Origin of the sequence: Pseudarthrobacter sp. NKDBFgelt, from assembly GCF_046097905.1 — a bacterium.
GTDB lineage: Bacteria > Actinomycetota > Actinomycetes > Actinomycetales > Micrococcaceae > Arthrobacter > Arthrobacter polychromogenes.
Genome location: NZ_JBJURL010000023.1, coordinates 24,902 through 50,376, shown reverse-complemented (window position 1 = coordinate 50,376; position 25,475 = coordinate 24,902). Strand labels below are relative to the sequence as shown.

Below are 25,475 nucleotides of genomic sequence, written 5' to 3'. Positions count from 1 at the left end.
CCTGCGTTGCCTGCCTGGCGGCAGCCAACTCATCGTCATGCAGGTGGGCAGCGTGCGCAGCTGCCGTCCACGTCCACACGGTCCACCCTGATCCGACGGACGCCGAGCGGCACGCGAAAGCGGAGGCCACCAGGCTGGCCCTTGCCAACATCGCGGCAGCTGCGCACGCTGCCCACCTGCATGACGATGAGTTGGCTGCCGCCAGGCAGGCAACGCAGGCCCAGCCTCCAGCGCCTGCAGAAACGGAGAAGCACGACGGCGATGCGTCCAGGCCCGCTGCCGTCCTGACCTTTGGCGGAGAAAAAGTCGTCCTGCCCTTCGTGGAGCACGCAGAGGAGCAGCAGCCAAAGCCCGCCCTCACCCTGGACCGCCTTGCCGCGGCTTTCGCCCATCTGGGCGAGCCCGTCCCGGCAGCTGAAACGCCGGCGGGGCAGCCGGTACAGCGCGGGGCGGAAGAGGCTCCCCAGCAGGCTCTTGCCCCGGAGCAGACCCCCGAGCAGGAGCAGGCCCCGGAACAGCGGGAACCGGCCAACGTCCAGCCGCAGCAGCGACCGGTGGCCGCCGCAGCGGAGAAGGACTACTCCGACCACACCCTGGAGCAGTCACGCCCGCGCAGGGCACGCCGCAACCGCAGTGCCAGCCGCGCACAGGGAGCAGCCAACGAGACCTCGGTCCAGCAGCACGAGAATGTTCCCGCCGCCTCGGCCGGGCATTCCCACGCCGCCAAGGCACCGGGAGCGGACCAGGCGGGTGCTTCCAAGCCGGCCAGCAGCAAGCCGTCGGACGCACCGATTATCCTCGGTGTCGGGGTTCCCGCCTCGGAGCTCTAGGAACCGGAGCTCCAGGAACGGAATCTCCAGGGACCGGAGCTCCAGGAATCGCGAACCCAGGGAGAGCATTGAGCGGATGCCCGGCCGGCCACAGACAGTGGCCGGCCGGGCATCCGTCATTTAAGGCGCGTTCCGCAGCGCTCTTGAACACCCGCATTGAACACCGGCGATCCACCCCGCTCCGGTCGCACTGTGTCACCTTCACGCTGTGGACCGCAAAAAAGCTAGGCTGGGGAACCGACACGGGGTGCCGCGCAGAGAGCCGGCTGAGATCCAGACCCGTTGAACCTGTCCGGCTAGCACCGGCGAAGGGATGTCTCTTGTCTTCCACCTTTGCAATGCCCACTGCCACCATCCAGCGCACACTTGCGCCCGCTTCCGGGCCTGCAGCTGTTTCTGCGTCTGCAGCCCCCGTCCGCGAGTACCGCGACACGCCCCGGGTGCTTTCCATTGCCGGATCCGATCCTTCCGGCGGGGCCGGCGTCCAGGCGGACCTGAAAAGCATCGCCGCCCACGGCGGTTACGGAATGGCCGCCATCACTGCCCTCACCGCGCAGAACACCCGCGGCGTGCGCGGCGTGCACGTTCCCCCCGCCGCCTTCCTCACCCAGCAGCTCGATGCCCTGAGCGACGACATCAGTATCGACGCCGTGAAGATCGGAATGCTGGGCGATGCCGGGGTGATCGACGCCGTCCGTGCGTGGCTCGAAAAGGTGCGTCCCGCCGTCGTGGTCCTGGACCCTGTCATGGTGGCCACCAGCGGCGACCGGCTTCTCCAGGAATCCGCCGAAGCCGCGCTTCGCGGCCTGCTGCCGCTGGCGCACCTCATCACGCCCAACCTGGCTGAACTCGCCATGCTTGTGGGCGGCGACGTGCAGGAGACCTGGGAAGGCGCCCTGGAACAGGGCCGGAATCTTTCCGCCGCCACGGGAGCCACGGTTCTGGTCAAGGGCGGGCACCTCGTAGGGGCCGAATGCCCCGACGCCCTCGTTAACACCGCAGGCCTGTTGTCCAGGGACGTGGTGGTGGTTCCCGGACAGCGGGTGGCAACAGTGAACAGCCACGGCACCGGATGCTCCCTGTCGGCGGCCATGGCCACGGTCCAGGCCCGGGTGGGGGACTGGGAGGCAGCCCTGCGCGAGGTCAAGCCCTGGCTTGCCGGCGCGCTGGAGGCCTCGGAGCCCCTGGAGGTGGGGGCCGGCAACGGGCCCGTGCACCACTTCCATCACGTGCCCGCGGTGCGCGGGAAGGGGAGCTTCGCGGCGCAGCTCTGGGCGGGCGCCGCAAAGGACCTCGAGGACATCTACGCGCTGGACTTCATCCGCGGCCTGGTTTCCGGCAGCCTGCCGGAGAAGGAGTTTGCCTACTACCTCGCCCAGGACGCCATCTACCTCAACGGCTACTCACGGGTGCTCGCGCGGACCAGTGCACTGGCCCCCACCGAAGAGGAGCAGCTCTTCTGGGCACGTTCCGCCGCACAGTGCCTGGAGGTGGAGTCTGAGCTGCACCGCTCCTGGCTCAGTACACGGACCGTTGAGCCGCAGCTAGGACCCGTGACCAAGTCCTACGTGGACCACCTGACGGCGGCATCGGCGTCGGGCAGTTACGCCGTGCTGGCCGCAGCAGTCCTGCCCTGCTTCTGGCTGTATGCCGAGGTGGGCACAACACTCCACGCCCAGTTCGTGGCTGCCGGGGAACCAAGCGGCCACCCCTACGCCGAGTGGCTGCGCACGTACGCGGACGAGGACTTCGCTGCCGCCACCCGCACGGCGGTTGCCATGGTGGACGGGGCCGGCCGCGCTGCTTCCGCGGGGGACCGGGATGCCATGGTGACGGCGTTCAGGCAGTCCTGCCGCCTCGAAGTGGACTTTTTCGACGCGCCGCGCATTCATTCCTGACACCTGGTGGCGCGTCCCGCCGGTACTATGGTGGGGCACAGGTAAGGGCGTGGACCTGGGCTGTGGTGCCTATCACAGACAACCCGCCGGAACCAGCCTCATTTGCGGCCGAAGCCAAAACTAGCGTATTCTAGATCTTCGGTGCTTACGCCAACACTTGGGTTATGACCCCACGGCGTTGAGGCACAGCGAGAGCCCACCCAATCATGGAACCGGGTTCCGCACGCAAATTTGTAATAAACGTCGAGAGAAGTGAGTTCCCAAGTGGTGTACGCGATTGTCCGCGCAGGCGGCCGCCAAGAGAAGGTTTCCGTTGGAGACTTCGTTACCCTGAACCGCGTCGCCGGTGGAGCTGGCAGCACCATTCAGCTGCCCGCACTGCTCCTGGTTGACGGTGACAAGGTCACCTCCGCCGCTGCTGACCTGGCCAAGGTAACTGTTACGGCTGAGATCCTCCAGGACCTCCGTGGTCCTAAGATTGTGATCCAGAAGTTCAAGAACAAGACCGGTTACAAGAAGCGCCAGGGTCACCGCCAGGAACTGACCAAGGTCAAGATCACTGGTATCAAGTAACCTTCCGTTACTGTTCAGGTTTTTCAGCAGATTCCCCAGAATTTAGAGGCAGGCATTTCAGATGGCACATAAAAAGGGCGCGAGCTCCACTCGCAACGGTCGTGACTCCAACGCACAGTACCTCGGCGTCAAGCGGTTCGGCGGCCAGGTAGTTTCCGCCGGCGAGATCATCGTCCGCCAGCGCGGCACCCACTTCCACCCGGGCGCCGGCGTTGGCCGTGGCGGCGACGACACCCTGTTCGCACTGACCCCGGGCGCCGTTGAGTTCGGTACCCGCCGCGGTCGTCGCGTCGTCAACATCGTTGCTGCTGCAGCTGCAGAGTAACAACCAGATCTGAAGCGGTGGAGCGGGCCATATGGTCCGCTCCACTGTTCTTTTAACCGCATTACAATCATCTTGGCGCCCTTGGGCGTCCAGGAAACAGCACTGAGGAGATCCACGTGGCCAGCTTTGTAGACCGGGTAGTACTGCACGTATCCGGCGGTACCGGCGGCCACGGGTGCGTCTCCGTCCACCGCGAGAAGTTCAAGCCGCTGGGCGGCCCCGACGGCGGCAATGGCGGCAATGGCGGCGACGTGATCCTTCGCGTGGACCACCAGACCACCACGCTCCTGGACTACCACCACGCACCCCACCGCCACGCCACCAACGGCGGCCCCGGCATGGGCGACTGGCGCGGCGGCAAGAACGGCGAGACGCTCATCCTTCCCGTCCCGGACGGCACCGTGGTCAAGTCCAAGGACGGCACCGTCCTGGCGGACCTCGTCGGCGAAGGCACCGAATTCGTGGCGGCGGCCGGCGGCATCGGCGGCCTGGGTAACGCCGCCCTCTCCTCCCAGAAGCGCCGCGCGCCCGGCTTTGCCCTGCTCGGCATCGAAGGCGAATCCAGCGACGTCGTCCTGGAACTGAAGTCCATTGCGGACATCGCCCTGGTGGGTTTCCCGTCCGCCGGAAAATCGAGCCTGATCGCGGCCATGTCCGCGGCCCGCCCCAAGATCGCCGACTATCCGTTCACCACGCTGGTCCCCAACCTTGGCGTCGTGCAGGCCGGCGACGTCCGCTTCACCATTGCCGACGTGCCCGGGCTGATTGAAGGCGCCAGCGAAGGCAAGGGCCTGGGCCACCACTTCCTGCGCCACGTGGAGCGCTGCGCGGCCCTGGTCCACGTGCTGGACTGCGGCACCCTTGAGGCAGACCGCGATCCGCTCTCGGACCTGGCCGTGATTGAGGCCGAGCTGGAGAAGTACGCCGTGGACATGAGCTACGCAGGCCAGGACGGCGAAGTGGTTCCGCTGAACCACCGTCCCCGCCTCGTGGCCCTGAACAAGGTGGACCTGCCCGACGGCAAGGACATGGCCGAATTCGTCCGCCCGGAACTCGAGTCCCGCGGCTACCGGGTCTTCGAAATCTCCGCGACCAGCCACGAGGGCCTGCGCCAGTTGGGCTTCGCGATGGCCGAAATCGTGCAGGCAGCCCGGGACGCGGTGGCAGCCGCGCCGCCCAAGGTCCAGCCTGTGGTCATCAAGCCCCGCGCCGTCAACGAAACCGGGTTCCGGATCCGCCGGGAGGAGAAGGGCCTTGAGCCGCTGTTCCGCGTGCTGGGCGAAAAGCCGGTGCGCTGGGTCAAGCAGACCGACTTCACCAACGAGGAAGCCATCGGTTACCTGGCCGACCGGCTTGCCAAGCTCGGCGTGGAGACGGAACTGTTCAAGCAGGGTGCCAAGCCGGGCGACACGGTTGTTATCGGCGAGGATGACGGCGTCGTCTTCGACTGGGAGCCCACCATGATGGCAGGCGCCGAACTGCTGGCTTCGCCACGCGGGACGGACGTCCGTTTTGCAGACATCGGCGACCGCCCCACGCGTGGGCAGAAACGTGAAGAGCAGCAGGAACGCAAGGACGCCAGGGCCGCTGCCCGCGCTGAACTCGAAGCGGAGCGCAAGGCCGGCATCTGGACCGAATCCGTGAGCAGCCGCAGGGTTGCCAAGCCGCTCAAGGAGAGTGGACTGGGCGCAGACGATGACATCTAGGGCTGCGTCCGCGGAACCGCTGGCGCGGTCCGTGGACAGGAGCGTGCTGGCCAACGCGCACCGGATCGTGGTCAAGGTGGGCTCGTCGTCGCTGACCAGCATCAAGGGCGGTATCTCGGAAGAATCGCTGACCGCTCTCGCGGACGCGCTGGCCACCAAGCGCAACACCGGGACAGAGATCATCCTGGTTTCCTCCGGTGCCATCGCGGCGGGTCTCGCACCACTGGGGCTCGCCAAGCGGCCCCGCGACCTGGCCACCCAGCAGGCGGCCGCCAGCGTGGGCCAGGGCCTGCTGATGGCCCGCTACACCCAGGCCTTCGGGGCCCACGGCGTGACGGTCAGCCAGGTACTCCTCACCGCCGAAGACCTGATGCGCCGCAGCCAGCACACCAACGCGTTCCGCGCCCTCAACCGGCTGCTCAGCCTCGGCGTGGTCCCTGTGGTCAACGAAAACGACACCGTAGCCACGCATGAAATCCGCTTCGGCGACAACGACCGGCTCGCTGCCCTCGTGGCCCACCTGGTCCGCGCCGACGCGCTGGTCCTGCTGTCCGACGTCGACTCCCTCTACGACGGCCCGCCGTCCCTTGGCGCGAAGCGGATCCCGCTTGTGGAAGGGGCGCACGACCTCGACGGCGTCTCCATTGGCAAGACCGGCAAGGCCGGCGTCGGCACCGGCGGCATGCTCACCAAAGTGGAGGCAGCGTCCATGGCAGCGGGATCCGGCATCCACGCCCTGGTCACTTCCACGCCCAACGCCGCCGCAGCCCTTAACGGCGAGGACGTGGGCACCTGGTTCACCGTCAACGGCGCCCGGAAGCCCGTCCGCCTTCTCTGGCTGGCGCACGTGGCCTCCGTCCAGGGACGGCTCGTGCTGGACGACGGCGCCGTGAAGGCCATCCGCCACCACCGCACGTCACTCCTGCCTGCCGGCATTTCCGCCGTCCACGGTGATTTCGAAGCGGGCGACGCCGTGGAGATAGCAGGTGCCGACGGAACGGTGGTTGCGCGCGGGCTGGTGAACTACTCGTCCGCGGAACTGCCCCAGATGCTGGGCCGGTCCACCAGGGACCTCGGTGAGGCGCTGGGCAGCGGCTACGACCGTGAAGTTGTTCATGTTGACGACCTGGTGCTGGTCTGAGCTTCCGGCTCGCCTAAACTTGGAACATGACTGAGGCCCTGATCCACAAGACTGCCGAAAATTCCGGAGACACCGCTGCCGCCACGCAGCCCGTTGAGTCATCGGCAGCACCGGTCCCGGCTGACATTCCGCTGTCTTCCGGCGACGTCGAGGCAGCAGTGCACGCCATCGCCGACCGTTCCCGCCATGCGGCGCGGCGGATGGCCATGGCCAACCGGGCATGGAAGGACCGCGCCCTCCGCGCAGTGGGCACCGCCCTGCAGGAGAGCACTGAATCCATCATCACCGCCAACGCCATGGATGTGGCGGCAGGAAAGGCCAACGGCACCTCCGCTGCCATGCTGGACCGCCTCACCCTGACGGAAACCCGCATCGCGGGCCTGGTGTCAGCCCTGGAAAACCTGGCCAACCTGCCCGATCCCGTAGGCAACGTTGTGCGCGGGCAGACACTCCCCAACGGCCTGCGCCTCCGCCAGGTCAACGTCCCCATGGGCGTGGTGGCCGCCATCTATGAAGCACGGCCGAACGTCACGGTGGACATTGCCGGGCTGGCACTCAAGAGCGGCAACGCCGTGATCCTGCGCGGTGGCAGCGCCGCCCAGGCAACCAACGAGGTGTTGGTGCGGGTGCTGCGCGAAGCGCTCGACTCCGTGGGCCTGCCCGCAGACGCGGTCCAGACGGTCGACCAGTATGGCCGCGCCGGCGCCAATGTCCTGATGAAGGCCCGCGGCAGGGTGGACGTCCTGATTCCCCGCGGCGGCCGCGAGTTGATCCAGACTGTCGTCACCAACTCCGCCGTCCCCGTCATCGAAACCGGTGAAGGGAACGTGCACATCTTTATCGACGAGTCGGCCAGCGAGGACATGGCGGTGGAGATCCTCCTGAACGCCAAGACGCAACGGCCCAGCGTCTGCAACACGGTGGAGACCCTCCTGGTCCACTCCGGTTCACGCGTGCTCCCGGCCGTAGCGGCCGCCCTGCGTAAGGCCGGCGTCAGGCTGCACACCGATGAGCGCACCCGCGCCGCGCTTCCCGCCTCCATCGAGTCCGAACCGGCCACCGACGAGGACTGGGCCACCGAATACATGGACCTTGACCTTGCGGTTGCCATGGTGGACAGCCTCGACGAGGCAGTCAGTCACATCCGCACCTGGTCTACCGGCCATACCGAGGCCATCCTCACCAATGACCTGTCCAACGCCGAGCGCTTCATCGCCGAGGTGGATTCCGCGGCCGTCATTGTCAATGCGTCCACCCGGTTTACCGACGGCGGGGAGTTGGGGCTGGGTGCCGAGGTGGGCATCTCCACCCAGAAACTGCACGCCCGCGGTCCCATGGGGCTGACCGAACTCACCACCACGAAGTGGATCGTGCAGGGTGAGGGCCAGGTGCGCGGGTAGCGCACGGTAACATAGACCAGAAGCCAGAAACGGCGGAGCTTTCCGCTGCCACAATCGTTTGAGCCCAAGGGGAGAACATGCTGTTCCAGCAGATTGCCACGTCCGTCGCCGAAGGCGAAGAACACGAACTCGCGCCGCTGTGGGCTGAGCCGTGGGTCTTCGGTGTGGTCATCTTCGCCATCCTGCTGGTCATGATGTTCATCACGCTGTCCTACTCCAACCTGGGCAACCGCCACACGGCCACCGAGGAGCACGCGGATCCGCACCGCCAGCACCCGAACAAGCACGACCACGGGCAGGGCCACTAACATTTCCCGCGTTTTGCACCGCTCGGGTGCCAACGGCAGGCTGCGGCTGGGCGTGATGGGCGGGACGTTCGATCCCATCCACCACGGCCACCTGGTGGCTGCCAGCGAGGTGGCGGCGGAATTCGACCTGGACGAGGTGGTTTTCGTCCCCACCGGCCAACCGTGGCAGAAGTCCCACAAGCACGTCAGCGAACCCGAGCACCGCTACCTGATGACCGTCATCGCCACGGCGTCCAACCCGCGCTTTACGGTCAGCAGGGTGGACGTCGACCGGCCAGGTCCCACGTACACCATCGATACCCTTCGCGACCTCCGGGCCCAGCGCCCCGACGCCGATCTCTTCTTCATCACCGGGGCGGACGCCCTGGCACAGATCCTCTCCTGGAAGGACATCGACGAACTGTGGTCGCTGGCCCATTTCGTCGGGGTCACCAGGCCCGGGCATGTCCTGGACGGCATGGGACGCGATGACGTCAGCCTCCTGGAGGTCCCGGCCATGGCCATCTCCTCGACGGACTGCCGCGCGCGCGTGGCCGCGAACCATCCGGTCTGGTACCTGGTACCGGACGGCGTCGTGCAGTACATCGCCAAGTACGGCCTGTACGAAGCCGCCGCGGAAGCCGATGCCCCACCGTCCCTAGCACGTGAACCAGCCAGTACTGAATGAGTTCTCAATGAGTCAGGAACAGCCCCCCATCCGCAGCCGCCGGGAACTCCGGAAGGCCAGGGACGCCCAGCAGGAGTCTGCTTCCAAGGGCACGGAGCAGCTCCAGCCTGCCCTAAAGACGGATGCTAGTGCGCCGGGTGCTGCTGCCCCCTCGGGGCCCGTTGCTCCCTCGGGACCCGGTGCCGCCGGAGCGACCGCCGGGCAGGCCAACACCCAGCGGTCATCCCAGATCCGGGCGCGGGACCGTGCAGCCCTTCGCGCCATCAAGGAGCTGGAGGAAAAGGAAGGCCAGCTCTCCGCCGGTGGTCCTCCCACCCGTCGGCAGCTCCGCCTCCAGCAGCTCAAGGAACAGGCGCTGACTGCGGCTAACCCCATTGTGCCGTTGGCTTCCACTCCGCCTGCTTCCACTTCGCCTGCTTCCACTCCTCAGCGTTCAACGGACGGGCCCCGGAATGGCGTCAGCCACAAGGACAGCGGCCACGAGGACAGTCACAGCGGCAGCAGCCAGGGCAGTGGCCCGTCCACCGACGCGAAAAACATCGGCGCGGGGGAGCAGGCCCGTCAGGGCGGGACAACCACCCCTGGCGTTAAGGCCGGTTCACCGGGCCCCGAGGGCATGACCGTGGAACAGGCGCTGGCGGCCCGGTCCCTGCTCGCGGAGCAGGCCAAAAACCAGATCGCGAGAATGGAGCACATCGCCTCCCTGGATCCCGAAGCGGTTGATCCGGAGATCCTGGCCGAGCAAATCGCCCTGGCGGAGCGTGCGGCGGTCATGAACCGCCGGGCCATGGCCAAGCAAAAGCTGGCCGAGCAGGCCGGTACCCCCGCGGTTCCGGCGGCTCCGGCGGCCCCTCCGAAAAATCCCGTCCAGGGACGTTCGCGGGATGCCGGAAAGCGTCCCGGGGATGCCGGCAAGAAGGACCAGGCCGGGAAGCCGGCGGCCGGACAACGCCCCGCCCCCTCTACTGCCAACAATCTGGCCATGGTCACGCCGCTGGAATTCGTGCAGGTCCCCGGCATCGACCGGCCCGTCATGAAGCCGCCCGCAACCTCGCACGTACCGGTCACCACACGCCAGGGAACCAAGGTCACGCCTTCCGGTACCAAGAAGCGGCGATCACCAGGCCCCCAGCGCACTGCCCCTGCTGATGCCGGACCCGGCCGCTCGCAGGTGATCGCCAGGGCTGAAGCTGCTGCCCGGGCCGCGGAGCTCCCGCAGGTGGCAGTGACGGAAGAGCGGCAGGGAGACGACCTCTTCGAGGACCTTCCTCGAATCCCGGCTTCGTCCGCCCACGGCCTGGATCCCCTGGACGCAGCCACGGCGGGACTGGCCCGGGCGAACAGGACCAGGGTCCTGCAGTTCCTGGTCCTGGCATTTGGCGTCGTGGCACTGGTCTCGGGCGTCATCCTGATCATCAACGGCATGTCCCGCTGATCACCAACCGCCGGCCGGCAACGGTCGGCCACTGCATATTTAACCCAACAAGGAGTCACGTGACTGCATCAGAATCGTCCATCACCATAGCCCGCGCCGCCGCCAGGGCAGCCGCGGACAAGATTGCCCAGGATATTGTTGCCTTGGACGTCAGCGAGCGGCTGGCCCTGGCCGACGTTTTCCTCATCGCTTCGGCACCCAGCGAACGCCAGGTCAATGCCATTGTTGACGGCATTGAGGAAGAACTCGCCAAGCAGGACCTGCGGCCCGTTCGCCGTGAGGGCCGCTCCGGTGGCCGCTGGGTGCTGCTGGATTACTCGGACATTGTCATCCACGTCCAGCATGAGGAGGACCGGGTGTTCTACGCCCTGGAACGCCTCTGGAAGGACTGCCCCGTGGTGGACCTGCAGCTCGGGGACGACGCGTCGGCCAAAGCCACCGCAGGGTCCGAGACCGAATAAATCCGCGGAATCGCGCGGAATATGCCCGATTTGGAATTTTCGGAATTGCTGTTCTAAGATATTTGAGTTGCTTCGGGGAAAGCCGAAAAAGCTCGACAGGGCAGCAATAGTTCGGGGCTGTGGCGCAGCTGGTAGCGCACCTGCATGGCATGCAGGGGGTCAGGGGTTCGAGTCCCCTCAGCTCCACCGAATAATCCGCCGGAATCACTGTGATTCCGGCGGATTTTTTGTTGCTGTGACCCGCGGACCCGGCCGGCAGGCCCGGACGGACCGCAGTCCGGGACACGGCACCACGATTGGCGTGCGGGGCGAAAGTGCATTAAGCTGAACAGGTTGCTTCGGGGAGTTACTCCGAAAGCGGCAAGTCCGGGGCTGTGGCGCAGCTGGTAGCGCACCTGCATGGCATGCAGGGGGTCAGGGGTTCGAGTCCCCTCAGCTCCACCGGTAGGCATCCTGCAACAAGCCGGAAGGCACAGGAGCATCGGAAGAGACGGTCCCCATCGGGACCGTCCTTTTTCGCGTTAAGCCGGAAGCCCTTTCAGAGCCAGGCTGTCCGCCTCAGCGGGGGCTCATCACCGCCCGGCCGCTGAACCAGGAGCTGGTTGACGCCCGTCAGGCCGCTCTCAAAGCCAAGCGCGCTGGAAGCCATATACAACCGCCACACCCGCGCCCTGCCCAGGCTGGCCAGCTTCACGGCGTGGTCCCAGTTGGCCTCCAGCCTGCTGACCCAGGCACGGAGGGTCAACGCATAGTGCCGCCGCAGCGCCTCCACATCCAGGACCTCGAATCCGGCGCCCTCCAGGGCGGACACCATCTCGCCAAGGCTGATCATCTCCCCGTCCGGAAACACATAGCGGGGAATGAACGAATCGGGATCCGGCTTGGTGGGCCCGGCGTTCCAGGAAATTGCATGGTTCAGCAGCCGCCCGCCGGGCCGGAGCAGGCTGAACAAGGCCGTTGCGTAGGCTGGCGTCTGCTCCCTGCCCACATGTTCGGACATCCCGATGGAGCTGATGGCATCGAAAGGTCCGTCCCCGATGTCCCGGTAGTCCTGGACCCGGATGTCCACCCGCTCCGTCAGGCCGGCCTCGGCAGCCCGCTTGCGTGCAAGGTTTGCCTGCTCCGCGGAAAGGGTGATGCCCACCACTGTTGCGCCGTACTGTCCGGCAGCATGGAGGGCGAAACTTCCCCACCCGCAGCCTACGTCCAGCACCCGCATTCCCGGCCGCAGGCCCAGCTTCCGGCACACCAGGTCCAGTTTTTCCTCCTGGGCCTCGTCCAGGCCTGCGGCGAGCAGGTTGCCTGACTCCGGGGATTCCGTGCCGTAGCTGCCGTCCGGCCAGACCGCGCACGAGTAGACCATGGACTGCCCCAGCACCAGGGCGTAGAAATCGTTGCCCACATCGTAATGATGGGAAATGGCTGCCGAGTCGCGCCGGCGCGAATGCAACCGGCCCTTCTTTACAACCTTTGCCTCCTCTGGCGGCGGCGCCGGATTCGGGCCCAGCGCACCCAGCCGGACGGCCGTGCGCAGCAGCGTCCACATTTCCCGGGCCGTGGGCCGCCGGAACGGGCCGGGCTCCGCGAACTTCCCCGCTGAACTCAAGGCAGTGAAGGCAGCGAAGATGTCCCCGGGGGAGTCGATATCTCCCGCCACGTAGGCCCGGCTCAAGCCGAGCTGGCCCGGGGACCACAGGATCCGGCGGAGGGCCCGGCGGGAATGGAACTCCAGGACAGGTGCACCCTCCGGCCCTGCCTCTGACCCGTCCCAGGCCCGCAGGCGCAACGGTATCTCTTCGGTGTCCAGCACAACTGACAGGGCCTGGGCCAGGCGCGCTGCATGTCCTTTGCTTGTGGTCATGGTGGTCCTCCCGTCTCCATGGGCCAAGACTAAGGCCGGGAGACGCCCCGCGACTATCATGGGGGAGTGAATTCCGCCCGTGCCGACGTCGTCGTTATCGGCGCGGGCCAGGCCGGGCTCTCGGCTGCCTACCACCTTCAGCGCCGTGGCGTAGACCACGTGCTTTTCGACGCCGAGGATGGTCCCGGCGGCGCGTGGCGGCACCGGTGGAAGAGCCTGCGGATGGAAACGGTCAACGGCATCAGTGATCTTCCCGGGATCGCCAAGCCCGCCGTGGATCCGCGGGAACCCAGCTCGGAATTCCTGGCGCGCTACTTCCGTGACTACGAGGAGGAACTGGGGCTGTCCGTCCGGCGGCCCGTGAAGGTCCGGTCGGTCAGCCGGGAGGACGCAAACCCTGCCGGCCTTCTGGGAATCGCCACATCGGACGGAGACTGGACAGCCGGGGCCGTCATCAACGCCACCGGCACCTGGACCCGCCCGTTCTGGCCTACCTACCCCGGGCAGTCCACCTTCCGCCAACGCCAGCTCCACGTGGCGGACTACGTCTCCGCGGAGGAGTTCAAAGGACAGCACGTGATTGTGGTGGGCGGCGGCATCTCGGCTGTCGGCCTCCTTGACGAAATCTCGCGCGTCACCACCACCAGCTGGTTCACCCGCCGGGAACCGGTGTGGCGGGATGAGGAGTTCGACGCCAGGGCGGGACACCACGCGGTGGCCCTGGTGGAGGAACGGGTCCGCAGGGGCCTGCCGCCGCAGAGCGTGGTGTCGGTGACCGGCCTGATCTGGACGCCGGCATTCAAGGCGGCGGCGGCCAGGGGCGCCCTGGACCGGCAGCCGATGTTCACCTCCATAGAGCCCGGCGGCGTCAGGCTCGCGGACGGAGGTTTCCAGCCGGCAGGCGCGATCCTGTGGGCCACCGGTTTCCGTGCGGAGCTGGAGCATCTCGCGCCGCTGCACCTGAGGGGACCCGGCGGCGGAATCGTGATGGAAGGAACCCGGGTAGCCTCGGAACCCCGCGTCCACTTGGTAGGTTACGGGCCGTCGTCGTCCACAATCGGGGCCAACAGAGCCGGACGCGCCGCCGTGGCGGCCATCCTGAAACTCCCCGGGATCAGTCCGGCGGCAACACCAGTAAGTTGGGGCTGACGGCGGGGCACGGTCCGTGCCCGGTCCACGCACTCAGCAAAACGCACACACTTAACGCACAACGGAAGCGGCAGGAACACTTGGCATCAGACACTCTTGAGGACGTCTTCAGCGCACTTCGCCGGAGGCCGGATGTGGAAGCGCCCAACCTGCAGGCGTGGGACGCCACGGACCGGCTCCTGCTGGAGGCAGCTGCGGACTTGGTCTCCGGCGGAAGCACGGTTGCCGTCATCGGGGACCGGTACGGTGCCCTGACCCTCGGTGCCCTGGTCACGCTCAGCCCGGCGTCGGTGCGCGTACACCAGGACCTGATCACCGGAGTGCGCGCTTTGCAGCTCAACGCGGCCACATGTCCCAACGCGGCCTCACGTCGTACCGCCGCCCAGGTGCCGGACGCTACAGCAGGAATGCCCGACGGCGGCGCCGGGAACCAGCCCGGCTTCACGCAGGTGCCGCTCGGGCCTGAGCTCCTTGCCGGCGCCCAAACGGTGCTTTTGCAGCTGCCCAAGACCCTGGCGGAACTGGATGAAGTTGCTGCCGCCGTGGCCCGGTACGCCGCGCCTGACGTCACGCTGCTCGCGGGCGGGCGGGTTAAGCACATGTCCCTCGGCATGAACTCGGTGCTGGAACGGCACTTCCGCTCGGTCCGGCCCCAGCTCGCCCGGCAGAAATCCCGCGTGATCCTGGCGGGCGGGCCGCAGGGGAGCGGGGAGCAGGAACGCTATCCCGTCGTCGAACACCTCGCTGAACTGGACCTCAAGGTCGCCGCCCATGGTGCCGTCTTCGCAGGCACCAAACTGGATATTGGCACCAGGTTCCTGCTGACGTTCCTTCCCTCCATGAAGGCAGCCCGGCACGCTGTCGACCTCGGCTGCGGCACCGGAATCCTCGCCGCCATGTACGCCCGGCAGCACCCCGGTTCGCAGGTGACCGCCACGGACCAGTCCGCCGCGGCCGTGGCCTCCGCCCAGGCCACGGCACAGGCCAACGGCCTGGCCGAGCGCATCACGGTCCTGCAGGACGACGCCCTCGGCACCATGGCGGACGGCAGCGTGGACCTGGTCCTGCTCAACCCGCCGTTCCATGTAGGTGCGGGCGTCCATGCAGGAGCAGGTTTGAAAATGATTGAAGCCGCGGGCAGGGTGCTCGCTCCGAAGGGAGAACTGTGGACGGTCTTCAACCGCCACCTGCCCTACCTGCCGGCGCTTGAGCGGCACGTGGGGCCAACCGTGGTGAAGGGCCGGAACCCCAAGTTCACGGTGACCTTGAGCACCCGCCGCAGCGCGGACCAGGCAGGGGCCTGAGCCGTGGCCCGCAGCCTGTCGGGCAGCGCCACCTTCCATGGCGGGCAGCGCCACCTTCGCTGCCGGGCCCGCGCACGGGGCCGCGCCGCGCCGTCGTGCCGTCCTATGGGTCTCTGACCACGCGTAACGTACGATTCAAGCATCACCATATGTACGTGGCCGAAGACGTTTAGGGGACGCTGTGACTGAGATCCGCCAATCCTCTCCGAGGCGCGGAACCAACCTGCCCAAAATGGGGGACTTCAACCTCACGGTGATCCTGGACGCCATCCGCAGGTCCTCCGGCGGCCTCAGCCGCGTGGAACTTGCCCAGATTGTGGGCCTGTCGCCGCAGACCATCTCCAACATCTCACGGCGCCTCCTGGACCAGAACCTGATCGTGGAAGCCGGCAAGGAAGGCAGCGGCCCGGGCAAGCCGCGCACCATCCTCCGGCTCAACCCTGGCGGTGTGTACGCCCTCGGCGTCCACCTCGATCCCGCGGTGACCACGTTCGTGGTCCTGGACCTGGTGGGATCGGTGGTGCGGCATTCCCGGATCAAAACCCCCGGCGGCAACGACCCCTCGGCGGTCATCGCCACCATCGCGGCCGAGATCGACCAGTTGGTGGAGGATTCCGGCGTGGACCGGGAGCGGATCGCCGGCCTGGGAGTGGCCGCACCGGGCCCCATCGACCTGGACAACGGCACTGTGGTGGATCCGCCGCTGCTGCCCGGCTGGGACAGGGTGGAACTGCGCAGCGCCCTTTCCGAAGCCACCGGATACTCGGTCCTGGTGGACAAGGACGTCACCAGCGCGGCCGTAGCGGAAACCTGGGCCGGCGGCCCCAGCGGCTCCGGCAGCTTCATCTTCATGTACATGGGCACCGGCATAGGCTGCGGCATTGTCCTCAATGACGAGGTGATCCGGGGAACCTCCGGAAATGCCGGCGAGATCGGCCACATCATTGTGGATCCTGACGGCGCCCCCTGTGATTGCGGCCTGCGCGGCTGCGTAAAATCCACCTGCATCCCGCAGGTGCTGGTGTCCGAAGCGGAAAACGCCGGCATCCTGGACGGCTCCCGTTCAGGCAACAGCGGAGCGGAAATCCAGCAGAGCTTTTCCCGGTTGTGCGACCTCGCGGACCAGGGCAACGAGCAGGCCCTTGCCATCATCGACCGGTCCGCGGTGCGCGTGGCCCGGGCGGTGGCCGTGGTGACCAACACGCTGGACGTTGAACGGGTGGTGTTCGGTGGGCCGTTCTGGAGCCGCCTGGCGGACCGATACCTCGAGAAGATCCCGGCGCTGCTGGACGCCCACAGCGACACCCGGCTCATCCATCCCATCGAGGTTGTGGGCACCGGGGTGGGGGACGACGTCGGCGCCATCGGGGCGGCTTCCCTGGTCCTGGAACATACGCTGGCCCCGCGGGCCCAGCGGCTCCTCCTCGAGAGCTGACCCGGCGGGCTGTTCGCAGCGTCTTGCCTGCGGCAGGACGTCAATCTAGCATGTGCATACTGTGCGGTTTGGGGCCCGCCAACAACAGGGCCGCCGCCATCGACCGAATGGAGCGCCATGCGTCGCCGGGCCCTGAAGACCATGTCCCTGATTGCCGCGGCAACGGTAGCCCTGGCGGCCTGCAGCCCGGACGATCCCGGCGCTTCGTCCAAAACCCTGAAAGTTGCGTATCAGAAAACGGACTCCTTCACCGCCCTGGACACCATGCTCCAGGCCGCCAAACAGGAGTTTGAGGCGGCTAACCAGGGAGTGACCGTTGAACTGCAGCCCATCCAGGCCAACGACGACGACTACGGGACAAAACTGGCCCTCGCGCTGCGCTCGCCATCCACGGCGCCCGACGTTTTCTACGAGGACACGTTCAAGGTCCGCTCCGACGTGGACGCCGGCTACCTCCTGAAACTGGACAGCTACCTGGAGGGCTGGGAGGAATGGGACACGTTCGACGACGGCGCCAAGGCGGCAGGGCGTGCGGACGACGGCGGGACGTACGCAGTGCCCCTTGGCACCGACACCCGCGCCATCTGGTACAACCGGAAAGTCCTGGAAGCTGCCGGGGTCACCCTTCCCTGGGAGCCGCGCAGCTGGCAGGACATCCTGGACACGGCACGGAAGATCAAGGCCAACGACCCCACCGTTGTCCCGTTCAACATGTACGCAGGCAAGGGAACCGGCGAGGGAACCGTCATGCAGAGCTTCTACGAGCTGCTCTACGGCACGGGATCCTCGCTCTATGACGAAGAGACCGGGAAATGGGTGGTGGGCTCGGCCGGCTTCCAGGACTCGCTGGCCTTCCTCAAGACCCTTTATGACGAACAGCTGGCCGTTTCACCAGCCGAGGCCCTCGATGCCAACGTGTGGAAGAAAGTGTTCGGGGAGTGGCTGCCCAACGCAAAGATGGGCGCCACCGTTGAAGGGTCCTACGCGCCGTCGTTCTGGCAGGATGGCGGGAGCTATGAGTGGCCGGGCTACGAACAGGAGATGGGCGTTGCCCCCTTCCCCACCCAGGACGGCCAGGCACCGGGGGCTGTGAGCATGTCCGGCGGCTGGACGCTGGCGCTCGGGGCGGAGACCAAGGAGCCTGAGCTGGCGTTCAGCTTCCTGACCACTGCGCTCAACGAACAGAACTCCCTCAGCTTCACCGTGGAAAGCTCGCAGATTGCCGTCCGGAAAGACGTGGCCGCCGACCCCGGGTACCTTGACGCCAACCCGTTCGTCAGGGATGTTTCCGCCCTCGTTTCGGTGACGAAGTACCGCCCTGCAACTGCCGACTACCCCCGTATTTCCGCGGCTGTTCAGGAAGCCACCGAGGCCGTCATCACCGGCACCAGGTCGCCCCAGGAAGCGGCTGCGGACTATGACGCCGCCGTGGCGGACATCGTGGGTGCCGCCAAGACCGTCCGGAAGTAGCGGGTGCGGTCTCCAGCCACGGCACGGCAACTGCTCCGTTACCTTCCGGTCCTTCCTGCTGTCCTGCTCCTCCTTGTCTTCCTGGCGGGCCCCGTGCTCTGGGCCTTCCACGCATCCCTCACGGACGCCGGCCTCACCGGCCGCAGTGCCCGCAATCCCTCATGGGTGGGGCTGGAGAACTACCAGCGGCTGCTGGCGGACCCGGTGTTTCCGCTCTCCGTCCTCCTCACGGTGGTGTTCGTGGCGGGTTCGGCGGTACTGGGGCAGAACCTGCTGGGCCTCGCGCTGGCCGTGCTGATGCGGCGGGCACGGCCGCTGGTGTCCGCCGTCGTCGGCACCACCGTGGTGGCCGCCTGGGTGCTGCCGGAAATCGTGGCCGCCTTCGCCGCCTATGCGTACTTCAGCGGGGACGGGACCCTGAACCAGCTACTGGGCGGCCTGGGACTTGTCCGGCAGGAGTGGCTGTACGCCTTTCCCATGGTGGCCGTGATGCTCGCCAACGTGTGGCGGGGGACAGCCTTTTCCATGCTGGTGTACCGGGCCGCATTGAATGAGGTTCCGGCGGAGGTGACCGAGGCGGCCCAGATGGATGGAGCCCACGGCTGGCAGCGGTTCGCGTTCATTACGCTGCCGATGATCCGGGGGAGCATCACCACCAACCTGATGCTGATCACGCTGCAGACCCTCGCCGTCTTTACGCTCGTCTGGGTGATGACGGCGGGCGGGCCCGCCAACGCCAGCACCACCCTGCCTGTCCTTGCCTACCAGGAGGCCTTCAAGTTCGGGGATATCGGCTACGGGACAGCCGTGGCTTCGGTGCTGATCCTGATCGGCGCCGCGTTTGGGCTGGCGTACGTGCGGCTGCTCCGGGAGCCGCGGCCATGACCGCCCCCACCAGGACGCTGGGCAGCCTTCCGCTCCGGCCCGCCGCGCCCAGGCGGCGCCAGGCCGGCAGCACCCCGGCTGACCTGGTGCTGCTGCTGATTGGCGCCTGCTTCCTGCTGCCCCTGCTCTGGCTCATCCTGGCTTCGCTGGACGCCGAAGCCGGGCATGAGCTGAAGCTTCCGGACCGGGCCGGCCTGGACAACTTCGCCGCAGTGCTGACGCCGGAGTTGCTGCTCCGGCCCTTATGGAACAGTGTGCTGCTGTCCGGGGGGACGGCGACGGTCACCGTTGTGGCCGCTGTACTGGCGGCCTACCCGCTGTCCCGCTACCGGTCCAGGTTCAACCGGCGCTTCATGTACACCGTCCTCTTTGGGACCTGCCTGCCCATCACGGCGATCATGGTCCCCGTGTATGGGCTCTTCGTGCAGCTTGAATTGCTTGACTCGATGACTGCCACCATCTTCTTTATGGCCACCACCACCTTGCCCATGGCCATCTGGATGACCCGGAACTTCATGGAGGGCGTGCCGGTGTCGCTGGAAGAAGCAGCCTGGGTGGATGGCGCATCGCGGATGACGGCACTGCGGACCATTGTCCTGCCGCTGATGAAGCAGGGGCTGGGGGTGGTGTTCATTTTTGTGTTCATCCAGGCCTGGGGAAACTTCTTCGTCCCATTCGTGCTGCTCCTCTCGGAAGCACGGCAGCCCGCGGCGGTGTCCATCTTCAGTTTCTTCGGACAGCATGGTGCAGTGGCCTACGGCCAGCTGGCCGCATTCTCCATTCTGTATTCGCTGCCGGTGCTGGTTCTCTACGTCATCGTGGCGAGGGGCGGCAGCGGTTCCTTTGCCCTGTCCGGAGCGGTGCGGGGCTGAACGGGCTTTGCTGCCGCAGCCGGACGGGCAGGAGGAACGGTTTCAGTCGATGTCCTCCAGGACCACACCGAACGGAAGGGTCTCGTCGAGGTGGGCCTGGTGGCCGGTGGAACCCGGGTTGTACGTGACCCGTACTCCATGAAGCCTGTCTGCCGCGGACTGCTGCAGGACGGGCTTGACGGTGCTGATGAACATCTCGCTTTTGTCGGCGAGAAACTCCTTGTAACTGGCTGGAAGCTCGCTCATGCCAAAAGGATAGACCTGGCAACGGCTGATGGGGAGGGGTCCCCATTGTCCAAAATGCCGGGGCGGTCTTGGATAGGATGGCGGGCGGAGTGCAGCCGGCCGGCAGCCACGCCCAGATCAGTTACCAGGGGGAAAATCCAGTGCTTTCGACCAGTGCGTCCGCGAGAATCGAACCCTCGGAACTGGCCCGGGCACAGCAGGTGGCGGCGAAGATTGCCGGCAGCTTTGACGCTAAGGTTGTGGGGCAGGCCCGGCTGCGTGAATCGCTGCTGGTGGGGCTGCTGACCGGCGGGCATATCCTCCTGGAAAGCGTCCCGGGCCTTGCCAAGACCACGGCCGCCCAGGCCGTTGCAGACGCAGTGAGCGCCGATTTCCGGCGGATCCAGTGCACCCCGGACCTGCTGCCCAGCGACATTGTGGGTACCCAGATCTACGACGCCGTCAACGGCACCTTCGTCACGCAGCTGGGACCGGTCCACGCCAACATTGTGCTCCTCGACGAAATCAACCGTTCCAGCGCCAAAACGCAGAGCGCCATGCTTGAGGCAATGCAGGAACGCCAGACCTCCATCGGCGGCCAGGAGTACCCGCTGCCCTCGCCCTTCCTGGTCCTGGCCACCCAGAACCCCATCGAGCAGGAGGGCACCTACCAGCTGCCGGAAGCCCAGATGGACCGTTTCATGCTCAAGGACGTGCTGGACTATCCGTCCCCCGCGGAGGAAGCCGAGATCATCCGGCGCATCGATGCCGGGGTGTACACGCCGGAGCAGGTGCCCGCCGCCGCCGCCTCCCTGGAGGCCGTCACCGCCGCCCAGGAACTGGTCCGGCGTGTTTACATCGATCCCGCCGTCATCAACTACATCGTGGGCCTGGTCTTCGTCACCAGGAACGCCCACCAGTACATCGACTCCCGGCTGGCCGGCTTCATCGAGTTCGGCGCGAGCCCCCGGGCCAGTATTGCCTTTAGCCAGGCCGCCCGTGCAGTGGCACTGCTGAACGGCAGGGACCACGTCATTCCCGAGGACGTCAAAACGCTGGCCCACCGGGTACTGCGCCACCGCCTGATCCTGAACTTCGACGCAGTGGCGGAACAGGTGCGGGTGGAAACGGTGATCGACGCCGTCGTCGCTGCCGTCCAGACCCCCTGAGGCCCGGGTGACCAGCCTCCTCCAGCGGGTGAAGTCGGATATGGCCATCTTCGCCCACCGCAAAGCCCGCGGCATGCTTGACGGCGAATACGGCTCGGTGTTCCGCGGCCGCAGCCTGGACTTCGATGACCTCCGCGCCTACATCCCGGGGGACGAGGTCCGCGACATCGACTGGAAGGCATCGGCACGGCACGGTTCACCGCTGATCAGGAGGTACGTGGCGGTCCGCCGGCAGACAGTCATCCTTGTCACCGACACCGGCCGCAACATGGCCGCGGCGGCCCGCGGCGGGGAAACGAAAAAGGACATCGCGGTGATGGCACTGGGCGTCATGGGGTACCTTGCCCACCGTCACGGCGACGTGGTGGGACTGGTGGCCGGCGATTCAGGGGGCGCGACCGCGTTGCCGGCCAAGGGAGGCGAGGCCCACCTGGAACGGCTTCTCCGGCGGGTGGATTCTGCGGCAACACTGGACGCCGCGCCCAGCAGGATCGAGGACCAGCTGGAGCACGTGGCGCGGACCATCAAAGGCCGCAACCTGCTGTTCGTCGTCGCCGATGAGGTGGCGGCGAGCCCGGCCACCAGCCAGCTGCTGCGCCGCCTTCAGGCCCAGCACGAGATCCTCTGGCTTACGGTCAGGGACGCCGGACTGGTCCCGGGCGCACCCCTCCTGCCGCCGGACCAGGTTCCGGACTCCTACAGCGTCTCCGGCTCCTACCCGCTTCTTGCACACCTTGCCAGGGACCCGGCTGTCGCCTCTGCCTATGCCACCGCCGTCGCCGCTCGCGACGCCGGCCGGAAAGCCATGCTGCGCCAGGCCGGCATCACGGAGGGCGAGGTGGCGGGCAGCCGGGACGTGGTCACCGCGCTGTTCGCTCTCCTGGAAAGGCGCCGCCGTGCAGGCTGACTCCGGGTTCTACGGCCCCCTGCAGTATGGCCCGGAATGGATGTGGGCCGGCGTGGCGCTGCTGGTCCTGGTGGCCGCCTGGTATGTCTTTGTGCTGGCAGCCACGCGCAGGCCGCTGGAGGCGCACGGCATGCAGCGTCCTGCCCAGCTGACGGACCTGGCAGCACTCAAGGCCGCGTACCTGCAGCGGATCGATGATGTGGAACGGGACGCCGCCGCCGGAACGCGGAGCGCCCGCGACTCCCACCAGGAAATCAGCCTCCTGTTGAGGAAGTTCGTCCGCGACGCCACCGGAGTGGACGCGCCCCGCATGACGCAGGCGGACCTGGCCAGGCATCCCCTTCCCGCGGCTGCGGCCGCCGTCGGAGCCCTGTACCCGGCCGCGTTCGGCCCCGACCCCGTTCCTTCCGTAGCCTCGTCCGCTGCCGCAGCCCGAAGGGCGGTGCAGGCATGGAATTGATGTGGTGGTGGCTGCTTCCCCTCGCCGCGGTGGCGGCAGGCGCAGCCTGGTGGGCAGCCAAACGGACGGACAGCACAGCCAACGCACGACGACGGCCGGTGGCGCATGCGGACCGGCTCACCCTCCTCCCGGAATACCAGGCGGCCCTGCGGCGGCACCGCCGCTGGCTTGCGGTCGCCCTGATCGCCTGCGCCGCGCTGCTCGCCTCCACGGCGGTGGCAGCAGCCCGGCCCGCCGGAGTGACAACCACGCGGCCCGAACAGCACAACCGGGACATCATGCTGTGTTTGGACACCTCGGGTTCCATGAGCAGCGCCGACGCCGCGGTGGTGGACGTCTTCGCCACACTCGCTGCGGAGTTCGATGGAGAACGGATCGGCCTCACCATCTTTGACAGCACGGCCATCCAGGTATTTCCGCTGACCGACGACTACCACTACGCCCGGGAGCAGTTGGAGCTGGCCCGGGACGCGTTCGACGGCAAGCCCGGCAGTTCCGGATTCCTGGACGGAACGTGGAGCGGCCGGGGCTCCTCCCTGATCGGGGACGGCCTGGCGTCCTGCCTCAACAGCTTCCCCCGCACCGCCGGCCAGCCGCAGCGCTCGCGGTCCGTGGTCCTGGCGACGGACAACTTCCTCTCCGGGGAGCCCATCATGACCCTTGGCGAAGCCGCGGCCCTGGCCCGGGAAAGGGCGGTGCATGTCTACGCGCTCAATCCCGGTGACCTCGACTACGGCGCCGGCCCGGACCAGCCGGGAGCGCAGCTGCGGGCCGCGGCAGAGTCCACCGGCGGGGCCTACTACGCTCTGGACAACCCCGAGGCCGTAACGGGTGTGGTGGGGGGCGTTGAGGAAACAGAAAAAACAGCGCTCAGCGGCGCCCCGCGGGCAGTCGTCTCCGATGAGCCGGGCCTTCCGCTGGCCGCTGCCCTCCTGTCCGGACTGGTCCTCGCGGTTGCCGGCTGGCGGTTGCGGCCATGACCCTCCAGCCGGTGCTGCCCTGGTGGCTGCTTCTTCCCCTCACCGCTGCCGCCGTGGCCGTCCTGGGATGGCAGCTCCGCGGGCCGGGGAACAGCCGGCATCAGCATGGCGTGCCGGGCCGCCGCGCCGGGGTCCGGCACGCCATGCTGGTCCTGTTGCTTGTGGGGGCTGCGCTGCGCCCAGGCCTTCCGGGAGGAAAGGTCCAGTCAGCCGCGGCCGACCTGAACGTGTTCTTCGTGGTGGACACCACCACCAGCATGGTGGCGGAGGACTACGGCAACGCGGAACCACGGATGGCGGGGGTACGGCAGGACATCGCGGCCATCGCCGAAGAATTGCCCGGCGCCCGGTTCTCCGTCGTCACCTTCGACACCGCGGCCCACGTCCGGATGCCCCTGACCACCGACACGCTGGCGCTGGACACCATCACGTCCGTCCTTGAGCCGCAGGTGACCGCCTATGCCAAGGGAAGCAGCATCACGGCGGCCCGCCAGATGCTGTCCGAACGCCTTACCCTTGCCCGGCAGAGCCACCCCGGGCGGCCCCGGCTCGTGTTCTACCTCGGCGACGGCGAACAGACCAGCGCGAAAGCACCGGCGCCGATGGACCTTGAGGACGGCCTCGTGGCCGGGGGAGCGGTGCTGGGCTACGGCACTGCCAGCGGCGGCAGGATGCGGGAGAACACCGGGGAGGATTACGACGACGGTTCCACAGGAGGTGGGGACGTCTCCTATCTCCGGGACAGCAGCGGTGATGGCTCCGGATATGCACTTTCCACGATTGATGAAGGCCGGCTCCAGCAGATCGCGGGGCAACTGGGCGTCCCCTACGTACACCGGTCAGCCGGGGACCCCGCCGCGCCGATGCTGCAGGACGCCCGCCCCGCCGCCTTGGACGCCGGCGCCCTCACCAACGCCGGCCAGGACGGCTCCCTGGCCGCACGGACCGAGCTGTACTGGATACCGGCGGCAGGAGCCTTCGTCTTTGGCCTGGGGGAGCTGGTTCTTCTCCTTCGCCAGTTCCGGGAACTTCGCAGGATCCCGGCAGGCCCTGCTTCAAACACAGCTCCTTCACGCGCCGCTTCTGCACGCACCGCTCCGGATGCTGCCGGGCGCTCCGGCGTCCAAAAATCCAGCGCTGGCAAGGGGGTTATCCGGTGACGTCCGCCAGGCATGGCATGGACCGGCGGACGTCAAGGCGGCGCCTCCTGGCCTGGTCGGCCATACCCGTGATCCTCATGCTGTGTGTTGCGGCCAAACTCCTGAGCCTTGGCCTGTTGGGAGCACGGGCTGCCGGCGCCTATGAAGCGAACGACGCCGCATCGGTCCGGTCCGCGGCGGAAGCACTCCACGTCGTGAACCTCATCGAGCCGCACAAAGCGCCCCTCGCAGCCGGGGACGCCGACGTCCTTGCAGGGGATTTCGCAGCCGCCCGGCTCCGGTTCGAGGAAGCGCTTGGCCTCGTCCCTCCACGGCAATCCGGATCAGCCGAGGCCTGTGTCATCAGGGTGAACCTCGTCCTGGCCATTGAGCGGCTGGGCGACGAAAAGCTCGGTGCGGGGGACCCGGCAGCGGCCGCCGTCTTGTTCGAGGAAGCGCTCGCCGCCGTCGCGGCGGCGCCGGACGACTGTTTTTCCGAACACCTTCCGGCGGATACGGGGGACAGGCTGGCCGGAGCGGAAGTGCGGTTGCAGGAGAAACTCGCTGACACCCGCCAGGACCCGGATCCGGCCCCGCAAACCGGGCAGGAGGAAGGCCCAGGGGAGGACAGTCAGGAATCCGCGCAGCAGAGCAAGCTTGAACAACTTGAGGACAGTGCCCGGCAGGCCCAGCGTGAGCGCAACAGCGGCCGCGAAAGGGAGGACTACCTGGACGACTCAGGGGACTCTGCCGGTACCAGCAGGCCGTGGTAGGGCACAGGCGCGAAACAAAATTCCGTGGGGACGAGCTGCAAGCCGTAAAACTGCGTCTTAATTCGGGAGTCAACTTGAAAGCGGCACCTGCCCCTCATAGAG

Annotated in this window: 24 protein-coding genes, 2 tRNA genes, 1 pseudogene and 1 riboswitch; of the genes and pseudogenes, 25 read left to right on the top strand and 2 right to left on the bottom strand. The window is 67.2% G+C overall.

The genetic code is table 11. The features are described from left to right. The 13 genes and pseudogenes from ACKAE7_RS08515 to ACKAE7_RS08455 all read left to right on the top strand — a co-directional run. Positions 1 to 830, top strand: a pseudogene (locus ACKAE7_RS08515) (ribonuclease E/G); the annotation flags it as partial. A 233-nt stretch (positions 831 to 1,063) separates the two neighbouring features. Further along, positions 1,064 to 1,161: riboswitch (TPP riboswitch) on the top strand. A gap of 7 nt (positions 1,162 to 1,168) precedes the next feature. Next, complete coding sequence (gene thiD / locus ACKAE7_RS08510; RefSeq protein WP_408978940.1) at positions 1,169 to 2,728, top strand: bifunctional hydroxymethylpyrimidine kinase/phosphomethylpyrimidine kinase; 1,560 nt, start codon at positions 1,169 to 1,171, stop codon at positions 2,726 to 2,728. A 264-nt stretch (positions 2,729 to 2,992) separates the two neighbouring features. After that, positions 2,993 to 3,301 (top strand): 50S ribosomal protein L21, encoded by a 309-nt coding sequence (rplU, locus tag ACKAE7_RS08505; protein WP_066276623.1) that lies wholly within the window; start codon positions 2,993 to 2,995, stop codon positions 3,299 to 3,301. Positions 3,302 to 3,362: 61 nt separating this feature from the next. Continuing rightward, the gene (gene rpmA, locus ACKAE7_RS08500; RefSeq protein ID WP_009372867.1) at positions 3,363 to 3,626 is read left to right on the top strand and encodes a 50S ribosomal protein L27; all 264 of its coding nucleotides are present in this window, start codon (positions 3,363 to 3,365) and stop codon (positions 3,624 to 3,626) included. A 116-nt stretch (positions 3,627 to 3,742) separates the two neighbouring features. Continuing rightward, on the top strand, positions 3,743 to 5,332 hold the full coding sequence (obgE, locus tag ACKAE7_RS08495) for a GTPase ObgE (protein WP_408978938.1): 1,590 nt from the start codon (positions 3,743 to 3,745) through the stop codon (positions 5,330 to 5,332). Then, positions 5,322 to 6,473, top strand: a complete 1,152-nt coding sequence (gene proB, locus ACKAE7_RS08490; RefSeq protein ID WP_188729337.1) for a glutamate 5-kinase — start codon at positions 5,322 to 5,324, stop codon at positions 6,471 to 6,473. The genes obgE and proB overlap by 11 nt, the downstream gene beginning before the upstream one ends. A gap of 26 nt (positions 6,474 to 6,499) precedes the next feature. Continuing rightward, a complete protein-coding gene (locus ACKAE7_RS08485) occupies positions 6,500 to 7,873 on the top strand; it encodes a glutamate-5-semialdehyde dehydrogenase (RefSeq protein ID WP_408978937.1) in 1,374 nt (457 codons plus the stop codon). A gap of 77 nt (positions 7,874 to 7,950) precedes the next feature. Beyond that, positions 7,951 to 8,181 (top strand): hypothetical protein, encoded by a 231-nt coding sequence (locus ACKAE7_RS08480; protein ID WP_104186060.1) that lies wholly within the window; start codon positions 7,951 to 7,953, stop codon positions 8,179 to 8,181. A 13-nt stretch (positions 8,182 to 8,194) separates the two neighbouring features. Next, complete coding sequence (gene nadD / locus ACKAE7_RS08475) at positions 8,195 to 8,848, top strand: nicotinate-nucleotide adenylyltransferase (RefSeq protein WP_192044147.1); 654 nt, start codon at positions 8,195 to 8,197, stop codon at positions 8,846 to 8,848. A 7-nt stretch (positions 8,849 to 8,855) separates the two neighbouring features. Next, positions 8,856 to 10,283, top strand: coding sequence for a hypothetical protein (locus tag ACKAE7_RS08470; protein WP_408978936.1), 1,428 nt, complete (start codon positions 8,856 to 8,858; stop codon positions 10,281 to 10,283). Positions 10,284 to 10,342: 59 nt separating this feature from the next. Then, positions 10,343 to 10,744 (top strand): ribosome silencing factor, encoded by a 402-nt coding sequence (rsfS, locus tag ACKAE7_RS08465; RefSeq protein ID WP_066276611.1) that lies wholly within the window; start codon positions 10,343 to 10,345, stop codon positions 10,742 to 10,744. 113 nt (positions 10,745 to 10,857) lie between these two features. Further along, a tRNA-Ala gene (locus ACKAE7_RS08460) sits at positions 10,858 to 10,930 on the top strand. A 182-nt stretch (positions 10,931 to 11,112) separates the two neighbouring features. Further along, positions 11,113 to 11,185: transfer RNA gene (locus ACKAE7_RS08455), tRNA-Ala, on the top strand. 97 nt (positions 11,186 to 11,282) lie between these two features. Here ACKAE7_RS08455 and ACKAE7_RS08450 read toward each other — a convergent pair. Then, on the bottom strand, positions 11,283 to 12,605 hold the full coding sequence (locus ACKAE7_RS08450) for a class I SAM-dependent methyltransferase (RefSeq protein ID WP_190612260.1): 1,323 nt from the start codon (positions 12,603 to 12,605) through the stop codon (positions 11,283 to 11,285). A gap of 66 nt (positions 12,606 to 12,671) precedes the next feature. Between ACKAE7_RS08450 and ACKAE7_RS08445 the strand changes: the two genes are divergently transcribed. The 6 genes from ACKAE7_RS08445 (at position 12,672) to ACKAE7_RS08420 (ending at position 19,720) form a co-directional block, all read left to right on the top strand. Beyond that, on the top strand, positions 12,672 to 13,754 hold the full coding sequence (locus ACKAE7_RS08445; RefSeq protein ID WP_408978935.1) for an FAD-dependent oxidoreductase: 1,083 nt from the start codon (positions 12,672 to 12,674) through the stop codon (positions 13,752 to 13,754). An 80-nt stretch (positions 13,755 to 13,834) separates the two neighbouring features. Beyond that, on the top strand, positions 13,835 to 15,058 hold the full coding sequence (locus ACKAE7_RS08440; RefSeq protein ID WP_190612266.1) for a methyltransferase: 1,224 nt from the start codon (positions 13,835 to 13,837) through the stop codon (positions 15,056 to 15,058). Between the two features lie 232 nt (positions 15,059 to 15,290). Continuing rightward, complete coding sequence (locus tag ACKAE7_RS08435) at positions 15,291 to 16,493, top strand: ROK family transcriptional regulator (RefSeq protein WP_188809041.1); 1,203 nt, start codon at positions 15,291 to 15,293, stop codon at positions 16,491 to 16,493. A 117-nt stretch (positions 16,494 to 16,610) separates the two neighbouring features. Then, positions 16,611 to 17,963 carry an extracellular solute-binding protein gene (locus ACKAE7_RS08430; protein ID WP_188808719.1) on the top strand — a complete coding sequence of 451 codons (1,353 nt, stop codon included), beginning with the start codon at positions 16,611 to 16,613 and terminating at the stop codon, positions 17,961 to 17,963. Between the two features lie 3 nt (positions 17,964 to 17,966). Continuing rightward, entirely contained in the window at positions 17,967 to 18,848 is an 882-nt protein-coding gene (locus ACKAE7_RS08425) for a carbohydrate ABC transporter permease (protein WP_188808720.1), read from the top strand. Continuing rightward, positions 18,845 to 19,720 carry a carbohydrate ABC transporter permease gene (locus ACKAE7_RS08420; protein WP_188808721.1) on the top strand — a complete coding sequence of 292 codons (876 nt, stop codon included), beginning with the start codon at positions 18,845 to 18,847 and terminating at the stop codon, positions 19,718 to 19,720. The genes ACKAE7_RS08425 and ACKAE7_RS08420 overlap by 4 nt, the downstream gene beginning before the upstream one ends. A 42-nt stretch (positions 19,721 to 19,762) precedes the next feature. Here the strand turns inward: ACKAE7_RS08420 and ACKAE7_RS08415 are convergent, their stop codons facing one another. Beyond that, positions 19,763 to 19,966: a hypothetical protein gene (locus tag ACKAE7_RS08415; RefSeq protein ID WP_188808722.1), complete on the bottom strand. Its 204-nt coding sequence runs from the start codon at positions 19,964 to 19,966 to the stop codon at positions 19,763 to 19,765. A 140-nt stretch (positions 19,967 to 20,106) separates the two neighbouring features. Here ACKAE7_RS08415 and ACKAE7_RS08410 point away from each other — a divergent pair, with 140 nt between their 5' ends. The 6 genes from ACKAE7_RS08410 to ACKAE7_RS08385 are packed head-to-tail and all read left to right on the top strand — an operon-like array spanning position 20,107 to position 25,373. Next, positions 20,107 to 21,114, top strand: a complete 1,008-nt coding sequence (locus tag ACKAE7_RS08410) for a MoxR family ATPase (protein WP_188808723.1) — start codon at positions 20,107 to 20,109, stop codon at positions 21,112 to 21,114. A gap of 7 nt (positions 21,115 to 21,121) precedes the next feature. Then, the gene (locus tag ACKAE7_RS08405; RefSeq protein WP_408978934.1) at positions 21,122 to 22,021 is read left to right on the top strand and encodes a DUF58 domain-containing protein; all 900 of its coding nucleotides are present in this window, start codon (positions 21,122 to 21,124) and stop codon (positions 22,019 to 22,021) included. Further along, positions 22,011 to 22,481 (top strand): hypothetical protein, encoded by a 471-nt coding sequence (locus tag ACKAE7_RS08400; protein WP_408978933.1) that lies wholly within the window; start codon positions 22,011 to 22,013, stop codon positions 22,479 to 22,481. The genes ACKAE7_RS08405 and ACKAE7_RS08400 overlap by 11 nt, the downstream gene beginning before the upstream one ends. Next, entirely contained in the window at positions 22,472 to 23,461 is a 990-nt protein-coding gene (locus ACKAE7_RS08395; protein WP_408978932.1) for a vWA domain-containing protein, read from the top strand. Before ACKAE7_RS08400 ends, ACKAE7_RS08395 begins: the two co-directional genes overlap by 10 nt. After that, complete coding sequence (locus tag ACKAE7_RS08390) at positions 23,458 to 24,621, top strand: VWA domain-containing protein (RefSeq protein WP_408978931.1); 1,164 nt, start codon at positions 23,458 to 23,460, stop codon at positions 24,619 to 24,621. Before ACKAE7_RS08395 ends, ACKAE7_RS08390 begins: the two co-directional genes overlap by 4 nt. Next, the gene (locus ACKAE7_RS08385) at positions 24,618 to 25,373 is read left to right on the top strand and encodes a hypothetical protein (RefSeq protein ID WP_408978930.1); all 756 of its coding nucleotides are present in this window, start codon (positions 24,618 to 24,620) and stop codon (positions 25,371 to 25,373) included. The genes ACKAE7_RS08390 and ACKAE7_RS08385 overlap by 4 nt, the downstream gene beginning before the upstream one ends. Positions 25,374 to 25,475 lie beyond the last annotated feature (102 nt).

Excerpts from the sequence above, each read along its gene's own strand:
- proB (WP_188729337.1), top strand. The coding sequence starts at position 5,322 with ATGACATCTAGGGCTGCGTCCGCGGAACCGCTGGCGCGGTCCGTGGAC.
- ACKAE7_RS08485 (WP_408978937.1), top strand. The coding sequence starts at position 6,500 with ATGACTGAGGCCCTGATCCACAAGACTGCCGAAAATTCCGGAGACACC.
- ACKAE7_RS08415 (WP_188808722.1), bottom strand. The coding sequence starts at position 19,966 with ATGAGCGAGCTTCCAGCCAGTTACAAGGAGTTTCTCGCCGACAAAAGC.
- ACKAE7_RS08395 (WP_408978932.1), top strand. The coding sequence starts at position 22,472 with ATGGAATTGATGTGGTGGTGGCTGCTTCCCCTCGCCGCGGTGGCGGCA.
- ACKAE7_RS08390 (WP_408978931.1), top strand. The coding sequence starts at position 23,458 with ATGACCCTCCAGCCGGTGCTGCCCTGGTGGCTGCTTCTTCCCCTCACC.
- ACKAE7_RS08470 (WP_408978936.1), top strand. The coding sequence starts at position 8,856 with ATGAGTCAGGAACAGCCCCCCATCCGCAGCCGCCGGGAACTCCGGAAG.
- rpmA (WP_009372867.1), top strand. The coding sequence starts at position 3,363 with ATGGCACATAAAAAGGGCGCGAGCTCCACTCGCAACGGTCGTGACTCC.
- thiD (WP_408978940.1), top strand. The coding sequence starts at position 1,169 with ATGCCCACTGCCACCATCCAGCGCACACTTGCGCCCGCTTCCGGGCCT.
- ACKAE7_RS08450 (WP_190612260.1), bottom strand. The coding sequence starts at position 12,605 with ATGACCACAAGCAAAGGACATGCAGCGCGCCTGGCCCAGGCCCTGTCA.
- ACKAE7_RS08430 (WP_188808719.1), top strand. The coding sequence starts at position 16,611 with ATGCGTCGCCGGGCCCTGAAGACCATGTCCCTGATTGCCGCGGCAACG.
- ACKAE7_RS08420 (WP_188808721.1), top strand. The coding sequence starts at position 18,845 with ATGACCGCCCCCACCAGGACGCTGGGCAGCCTTCCGCTCCGGCCCGCC.
- ACKAE7_RS08480 (WP_104186060.1), top strand. The coding sequence starts at position 7,951 with ATGCTGTTCCAGCAGATTGCCACGTCCGTCGCCGAAGGCGAAGAACAC.
- ACKAE7_RS08435 (WP_188809041.1), top strand. The coding sequence starts at position 15,291 with ATGGGGGACTTCAACCTCACGGTGATCCTGGACGCCATCCGCAGGTCC.